This window comes from Acidiplasma aeolicum (assembly GCF_001402945.1).
In the GTDB taxonomy this organism is placed as follows: domain Archaea; phylum Thermoplasmatota; class Thermoplasmata; order Thermoplasmatales; family Thermoplasmataceae; genus Acidiplasma; species Acidiplasma aeolicum.
Genome location: NZ_LKBG01000013.1, coordinates 1 through 5,333, shown reverse-complemented (window position 1 = coordinate 5,333; position 5,333 = coordinate 1). Strand labels below are relative to the sequence as shown.

Genomic DNA, 5,333 nt, shown 5'->3' with positions numbered 1-5,333 from the left:
ATAATATACGAAAAATTTATTAATAATTATATTAACATCATTACCTTTCGTAAAAATCAAAAAATAAAAAATTAAAAAAGTTTTGGTTTTGATATCTGTGCTTTTACATATTTATCCCTAATTTTTATGTAAACTGGTTCATTGCTTTTCATAAAATCTTTATTAATATAGCCCAGGCCAATTCCAGTGTTAAGTATTGGTGATACTGACCCGCTTGTAATGTAACCTATTTCATCATCATTATGATATATTTTAAATCCTGGTCTTGGTATATTCTTATTTTCAAGTATAAATCCTCTGAATATAATTTTAAAATTATTTTTGTTTTCAATTAATTTTTCCCTTCCTATAAATTCATGGTTTAAATTTACAATAAATGATACTGACGCCTCGTAAGGAGTTTTATCCTCATTAAAATCCTGGCCTGATAAAAGCATTCCCTTTTCCATCCTTAATGTATCCCTTGCACCCAGCCCACACGGTCTGCCATCATAATTTTTTATTATATCAAGCAGCTTTTCCCATAATGAAGGTGCAATTTCATTCGGTATTATCAGTTCAACGCCCCTCTCTCCTGTATAACCTGTACCTGAAACCATCATAAAATTTTCATTTAATAACGGATTTAAAAATTGTATATTATTTAATAAAAAATGAAAGTTTTCTGGCATTTCTATTTTCATTTCCCCTAAAACTTCCGGCGTTTTTGGACCCTGAACTGCTATATGTGATATTTCATCAGAATGGTTGATTATTTTAATGCTATAACCTGTGGAATTTTTATTTAACCAGTTTATAATTCTCTCTATATTTGCTGCATTTGGTATTAAAAAGTATTTATCATCCCATAATTTATATATTATTGTATCATCTATCATTTTCCCATCTGTATCCAAAAAAGCGGTGTATGTGCATTCACCAATATTTAAATCTGAAATTTTTGTTGGAAATATATAATCAACAAATTTGTTAGCATCATTTCCCTCTATAATAACATCGCCCATATGTGATACATCAAATATCCCAACGTTTCTTCTTACAGCCATGTGCTCCTCGACTATTTTTGTATATTCAAGAGGCATTTCCCATCCATGAAAATTTGTCATTCTTGCATTTAATTTTAAGTGTTCATTATAAAGTGCTGTTCTTAGGGGTATACCCTTTTTTAGTTCCATCGGAAATGCACCCCCCTCCCCCTTAAACATCTTTTTTGCTGACTATTGTATAAAAAATATGCATTAATCAAACAATACCTCATAATAATGTAATATTAAGGATGGATTTAAACTTTAGATAATTTAAAAAAATTATTTTTTAACTATCTGGGTCTGTTTACCTTTTATTTCCCCAAGCCAGATTGTTAAAAGTCCAAATGCTATTACAGGTGAAACAAAGGAAATTAGGCCAACATCTCCCCAGCCATCATATCTTATTCCCCAAAACAAATAAAAAACTCCACCGATTAAAATTAGTATTATTCCAACGATAATGTATATACCTGTCATATTGAAAATTTTTTCACGATTAACCATTTCATTTTTAATATATAAAAGTTGCATAAAAAGTTTTTGAAATAAAAAGATAAATATAAATGTATCAATGAATCTATATAATCAATGTGAAATTTTATATTGCGATATATTGCAAAATAGAGAAACATAAATTCTTAAAAAAAATTTATATTTAAACGCCATTTTAAGATTAAAATGAATAAAAATATTGCTTTTACATCATTACCTGGATTCACTGCTGCATTGGAGGCAACAATGATTTTGCTTGCAATACCTGAAATATCAAAAGAATTTGGTGTATCATATTCAGAATCAACATTATTAATAATAATATTTGTAATAATAGAAACATTATTTGTTGTTCCCTTTTCATTAATAGCAGATAAATATGGAATTAAAAAAATAATGATAATAGGTTCATTTATAATGCTAATGGCATCAATATTAATTTTTCTTTCAAATAATTTTATTGTAATGCTATTATTAAGGGCTTTTCAGGGACTTGGGGGGTCAATGGTAATACTAACATCATTATCATATGCATCCTTAATGAGCCCTGATGTAAACAGGGGGAAATCAATAGGATTAAACCATACAATAATAAGTCTTGGATATGTTATTGGACTTCCATTAGGCGGCCTGATGGCATCTATAAATTATAAATATCTATTCCTATTTACAGCATTTTTATCATTGTTATCCATTATATTAATAATAAATATAGATGAAATAAGGGGAAAATCCGAAATAGGAAAATCATCATTTTATATTACATTATTATTTTCTGGGTTAATATTATCAATATATTATATTCCATTTATAATTATTGCAGTGATAGGTTTAATATTTTCATTTAAAATTAGATTAAATAAGAAATTTGCATTATCATCATTTTCAGGATTTTTGCATTCAATAACAAGAAATATGCTTGCAGCATATTTTGTATTTTTATTGTATTCATTAAATTACACACCATTAATCATAGGTTTGCTTGTTTTAATATATCCTATATTTTTCACTTTTACATCCTTTGTTTCCGGAAAATTGCATGATAAATACGGATTAAAAATAGCATCTATTGGATTTTTATCAATGAGCTTATTCTCATTATTATTATTTTTTAATTTTATAATTCCTGAAATATTTCTTGGAACTTCCACAGGAATTGCAACAACATCAAATACCGCATATACAATGAATTCCTTAAATAAAAATGACAGAATAACAGGATCAGGAATAAGGTCATTACAGGGAATAGTAACAAATGCAATTGGTCTTGGTATAGGCTCAAAATTGCTGTTAAATCTTAATCATGTTATATTTATAATAATTCTCTTAAATTTAACAGCATTAATAATTACATTAATCCTGTATAAAGCCCATAAAGCGCCGTAGGCCGAAATGAGCCTAAAGGTTTAATACCATTCCAGACAATAAATCATTATGGATGTATATCCCTAGATAGGGGTCTCCGGCCCTATGTATATAAGACTGTATAAAAATACCTGAAAATGAATGAACAAAATAATGGTTTATCGATTAGATAAAGATTGCGGACATAAAGCTAAGGCCATAAAATTGCTTTTCCCTGAAAATCCCGGACTAGAGGAATAATAGCGTCATCCAGTTTCCAGATGTGAGCATACCTATACATAAATTCTGATTTATATTTATCATATATAATACCCATCTATTGATTTATAATTTTTAATATTATACACAATATTATCTGAAATATTTTTATCAGTGCTTTTACGGATCATATTGTGTTTATATTATTTTTTATTTCCATTGAGACTGTGCTCAATGCTTTAGATATAATGTTAATGATCATCCTATTTTTATATAAATTTCATGTAATTATGATAATTTTATTTACTGCAATTTATGGTCACGGGTTTTATCATTATTTAATCTTTATATTTTATGTCATATATGACATAAAAATTATGTAAAATCATGTCTTATATAATATAATGCTTACAGATGAAGAGTATATCAATTGATGTTGGATGGTGATTCTTAAACAAAAATTTTTCCATTTCACGATATATTTATTATCAACCTCTTATAATAATATTTTTTTAAAAACCTCTGTAATATTTCCTTTATCTATTTTTGTTAATAAATTTTAATTTAATTAACGGGTCTTCAATATAATATTTATTTTCAGATTTTTTTATAAATCCATATTTTAGAAGCTTTGTTATGTGATTGTTTAAAATCGTTGAGGATATGTAACCAGTTTTTGTTGTAACATATGCTTTTATTGCAGACCAGTTGTTTAATCCTGCTGCTATTGACTCCATTATAGCCATATACCTGTCCTTAGAATTATTGATTAATTTATTTATCTCGCTATCTATTAACCTTTTGCTATATTCTATGACATTATTTATTGAATCGTAATTATTTAATTTTCGAATAGCCCGGTTATATCCGTAGTATGTCAGCCATCCCGCGATTCCGTCCAGAATATCTATGGCAGAATTTATATCATTGTCATTTACGTTTATTTTAGCCTCTTCAAAGCCGGATTTTAAGAAATTGTAGGACGTTTCATTATCGAAATGCCCAATTTTAATTTCATTTATCATTCTTCCAAATAGCGGACTTTCAGTATTATCTATATCAATAAACTCCTCTAAAATTCCAATTTCACTTCCTGTTATTATTATATGTATATTTTTCAAATTATCATATGCCCATGCCAGTATATTGTTATATCTTTTTCCACTGTATTTTAGATACTGTGCCTCATCTATAGCCAGGATGAATACATCATTATTCTTTTCTGAGATTTCATTAATTACCTCAAGAATATTATTTAATTGATATTTTTTGGATGCGTCTATATCTATTTTTAAATGATTTATTTCAATACCATTTATTTTGGATAAAATATCAGAAATCAAAAATCTCAGTTTTTGAGAAATCCCTATATCCTTTTTTAATTCATGCAATATTTTTAAAGATATTTCATTTTCTCTGATAGTTCCGGATTCGTTGAATAATTCCCTTATATCTATTATTATGTATGGTATTTCAAGAGAATTTAATACACTTTTTAACAGGCTAGTTTTTCCTGTTCTTCTAATTCCGTATATTACTGTTAACGGTTCTGTAACACATCTTTTTAGTAATAATATTTCCTTTTCTCTACCGAAAAGGTCTTTAATATTATCTTTTGGTTTTATGTTAAATAGCATTAGTAATACCCCCTATTATTAAGTAATACTCCCTATTATTTAAAGTTCATTAAAATGTATTAAATTATTTTTATCTAAATATAGTGAGAATCGGAGGCGGTTGTTATGCAACTTGACCCTTGAGGCCGTTAGTAAGAATAGCCGCCCTTCGACTCGATTTCATACCTTATAATTATAAGGTGAATAGGAGTTTGTCGAGTCTTCGATTCTGAATCTCACAGAATCATTAGAGGTGATTAAATGGTTATAGGCTTGGATGTACATAAACGTTCCGTATATGCTACGGTAATGGAGGATAATGGTACTATTATTTCCCAGAAAAATATGGAAAATAATATGGAGATAGTTAATGAGTTTTTATCAGTTTATAAGGATCATGATATTGTAATAGAATCATCAACATCCGGTAAGTATCTTTCCAGGGAATTATTAAAACTAAACTATAAGATACATCTGATTAATCCTGCAAAGGTTCCTGAAATATATAATAATTACAAGAAGACAGACTTGGGAATAAAAAATAATAGAATAGATGCAATATATGCACGTGTATCATCCAATAATAAGAATGATTTATATAATCAAATAAACAGATTAAAATCATTATACCCAA

General features: G+C 27.6%; 5 protein-coding genes. 2 read left to right on the top strand and 3 right to left on the bottom strand.

What is annotated here, in order from left to right; translation table 11 throughout:
* Positions 1 to 71: 71 nt before the first annotated feature.
* Together gcvT and AOG54_RS00795 are read right to left on the bottom strand one after the other, a co-directional pair.
* Positions 72 to 1,175, bottom strand: coding sequence for a glycine cleavage system aminomethyltransferase GcvT (gene gcvT, locus AOG54_RS00800; protein WP_048102185.1), 1,104 nt, complete (start codon positions 1,173 to 1,175; stop codon positions 72 to 74).
* A gap of 132 nt (positions 1,176 to 1,307) precedes the next feature.
* Positions 1,308 to 1,532 carry a hypothetical protein gene (locus AOG54_RS00795; protein WP_048102186.1) on the bottom strand — a complete coding sequence of 75 codons (225 nt, stop codon included), beginning with the start codon at positions 1,530 to 1,532 and terminating at the stop codon, positions 1,308 to 1,310.
* Between the two features lie 174 nt (positions 1,533 to 1,706).
* On the opposite strand from AOG54_RS00795, the gene AOG54_RS00790 reads away from it, so the two are divergent.
* Positions 1,707 to 2,906, top strand: coding sequence for an MFS transporter (locus AOG54_RS00790; protein WP_048102060.1), 1,200 nt, complete (start codon positions 1,707 to 1,709; stop codon positions 2,904 to 2,906).
* Between the two features lie 713 nt (positions 2,907 to 3,619).
* Here AOG54_RS00790 and AOG54_RS00785 read toward each other — a convergent pair.
* Positions 3,620 to 4,720: an AAA family ATPase gene (locus tag AOG54_RS00785; protein ID WP_054964244.1), complete on the bottom strand. Its 1,101-nt coding sequence runs from the start codon at positions 4,718 to 4,720 to the stop codon at positions 3,620 to 3,622.
* Positions 4,721 to 4,960: 240 nt separating this feature from the next.
* Here AOG54_RS00785 and AOG54_RS00780 point away from each other — a divergent pair.
* On the top strand, positions 4,961 to 5,333 hold a 373-nt coding region (locus tag AOG54_RS00780), incomplete at its 3' end, for an IS110 family transposase (RefSeq protein WP_156324150.1).